4 protein-coding genes are annotated in these 2536 nt (G+C 58.2%); 3 read left to right on the forward strand and 1 reads right to left on the reverse strand.

All coding sequences use genetic code 11. From position 1 onward, the window contains the following. From ACWAUG_RS13480 to ACWAUG_RS13490, 3 genes are all read left to right on the forward strand, one after another. Positions 1–251 (forward strand): integrase core domain-containing protein (locus ACWAUG_RS13480; RefSeq protein WP_460802817.1); only part of this gene is annotated, 251 nt, incomplete at its 5' end. 537 nt (positions 252–788) lie between these two features. Then, a complete protein-coding gene (locus ACWAUG_RS13485) occupies positions 789–1220 on the forward strand; it encodes a hypothetical protein (protein ID WP_298037250.1) in 432 nt (143 codons plus the stop codon). 1 nt (position 1221) lies between these two features. Next, the gene (locus tag ACWAUG_RS13490; protein ID WP_298037248.1) at positions 1222–1509 is read left to right on the forward strand and encodes a transcriptional regulator; all 288 of its coding nucleotides are present in this window, start codon (positions 1222–1224) and stop codon (positions 1507–1509) included. Between the two features lie 410 nt (positions 1510–1919). On the opposite strand, the gene ACWAUG_RS13495 is transcribed toward ACWAUG_RS13490, so the two are convergent. After that, on the reverse strand, positions 1920–2372 hold the full coding sequence (locus tag ACWAUG_RS13495; RefSeq protein ID WP_460802818.1) for a hypothetical protein: 453 nt from the start codon (positions 2370–2372) through the stop codon (positions 1920–1922). Between the last annotated feature and the right edge of the window lie 164 nt (positions 2373–2536).

Here is a 2536-nt window from a genome sequence, read left to right on the forward strand (position 1 = left end):
ACGACATCGTCGGATCGATGGGAAGAGTCGGCGCTGCGGGGGACAACGCGGCCATGGAGTCGTTCTGGTCACTGCTGCAAACGAACGTCCTCAACCAGCAGCGGTGGGCGACCCGGCAGGAGCTGCGACTCGCCATCGTCGTTTGGATCGAGCGGAAGTATCACCGCCAGCACGCCCAGGACACCCTCGGCGGCTTGACGCCCATCGAGTTCGAAGCCAAGCTAGCCGAGCCGCTCACACTCGCGGCCTAAACCGAACCTGTCACCAGCTCCTTCCTCACGCCCGACTGTGATGCCGGCATCGCTGAGCTGGGCTCATGGGAGCGAGCTGCTAGCGGGACGAAATCACTCGCACTCTGGCGGAACGAGACCTGCCCCAGTGAACCAAAGCGTTGTTGGATAACCGACTTATGAGTCAGACAGATTTTTGAGTCAGCGCACCTTCCGCGAGATCGCGGGTCGAACAACTTGAACCCGCCGCAGAACTGCCCAGCCGAAGCCACTCGCCAGAGACGCTACCGCAACGCGACAACGAGAATCGGCCTCTGCGAGAGCTCCGCAGAGACCGATCAAAGTCCCAGGTCAGCGGGACAAACGCTTAGCACCTGATGGTAAAGCGGAACCTGTCCATCGAACCCAACCGGAGGCCGAGAAGATAAAACCCCTGGTCGGAGGCCCTTTTTAGACATTGAACCTGAATTCAACCACGTCGCCGCACATACCAACCTCTGGGGCCGACAACCCAAAGCACTACTTTCTTTTTCTGCAACTAGTTGCTATCTTGGCACCATGAAGGACGCCGAACCGAGCGAGCACCAGAACGTCACTGCCATCGAAGCACAGCGCCTGCTTGACTCAATGCCGCCGAGACCTCGGCGAGTTTTCAGCGCCGGTGACCATCTGAGCGCGATTGCCACGATCGCGCTGTCATTCGCGTCCGGGCTTCTCGCGCTGAGCGGATTTCCCTGGTGGGCCATCCCACTCACCTTAGGCGCAATCGTCACGTCAAACGTCTGGATCTCCAAGCGACTGAGCCAGCCGAACGAGCCCAGGCTAAAGGGGACCATCATCTCCGCAGCATTCGCCGTCTGGCTCCTGATCCCCGTCTGGCGGGGCCTCGTGCATGGCGAGACGATTCCGTTCCCTGAAGCGTTCATCTTCGCGGGCTTGGCCCCTGCGGCATGGCTGGCGTTCTATGTCGTGCTTCTGATCCGCCGCTGACATGTCGTATGCAGAAATCGATGCACACCTGGTCGCGCCCAAGCGGTTCGTCACCTTGTCGCATCTGCATCAGGTCGAGCAAGCGGACTACCCTGCACTGCAGGAGACGACGGGCTTGTCGATGCCCGATCTGTCGAAGATCCTTCGCGACCTGGAGGATCGAGGCCTGGTGGAGATCTCCAAGGAACGCAAAAACCGGTACGGAACAACCCTGGTGCGGCTAACGCCAGAGGGCCGAAGGGCGTTCCGCGACCTGGTGACCACCCTCAATCGCATTGCCGGACACTAAGCATTGGGGATAACGTCATTCTCGGAGACCGGAGAGCTATGACTCCCCGGAACCACCGCCACATCGGCGAGGATTTCAGCCCCTTGGAGAACGCGCTGCTCGATTCAGCTCGGGGCAACGGCCGTCAGATTTGGAGCGGCCGCAACCAGAGGTTATAGCGCAAAACGAAATTAGACCACGTCGCCGCAGATAGCAACCTTTGACATGAGGGCTCTCATTTCTTGCTCGCAGAGGTTGTGTTGTGCCGCCACTCGCAGCAGTGCCCACAGGTGCCAACCTTTGACAGGAGTGATCTCGTCACTGACTGGTCGAAGGCGCGTGATATTGCCATTTTCATGGTTCGTCCACGAAGGCTGCTCCACGCGCTTTCAATCATTGATTTCAATGAGAAGCCAATCAGCTAAAACGCGTTACTCCGCGGGTACGATCACGGAAGCCCCGTCATCTTCGATCATTTCCCACTGGGCCTCCGGCTTGAACGTCTCTTCAGCAGAGAAGGAACGTGAGCAGAAATCAAAGTCGATGCGGGACAGTTCGAGAGTGCTGACGTCCTCGTTGCTGCGGAATATTAGCCACTGCAAGTCGTCAGAGCTGTCGGCATCTACTTCAGAAGCTGCAGCGGCAAGCACTGGATGAACATCGCCCTTCGGCTCGGCGTAAGGACAGACGATGAGCAACTCATCCCAAGCCATGTCGCCACCGACACTCGAAGGCAAATTAAACGTTCTACTTTTCGAAGAGATATCCTCAATCTCGGCCTCGAACGAACTTACCGTCGAGCACCCTGGCAGCAACAGCACTCCCGCCAACGCTAGAGAAAGCGTTGATACAGCTTGCACCGATCGCACTTTCACGTCAGACATCGAACCACCTTATCAAGCAATCTCGACGCGATCCGAAACCCCTAACATTGTCAGGTGAGCCAATACCGGGCGTTGCTGGATCAACCATGAGGCTGACCCCGTTTCCCGGACAGGTGGTTGGTTGGTCAGGCTGCCAGCGCGAGCTGGCGTCGTTCGTACTCTAG

It is taken from the genome of Microbacterium sp. GXF6406, assembly GCF_054798215.1.

What these genes read in the sequence shown, in the direction of transcription:
- ACWAUG_RS13485 (WP_298037250.1), top strand. Translation starts at nt 789, where the DNA reads ATGAAGGACGCCGAACCGAGCGAGCACCAGAACGTCACTGCCATCGAA.
- ACWAUG_RS13490 (WP_298037248.1), top strand. Translation starts at nt 1,222, where the DNA reads ATGTCGTATGCAGAAATCGATGCACACCTGGTCGCGCCCAAGCGGTTC.
- ACWAUG_RS13495 (WP_460802818.1), bottom strand. Translation starts at nt 2,372, where the DNA reads ATGTCTGACGTGAAAGTGCGATCGGTGCAAGCTGTATCAACGCTTTCT.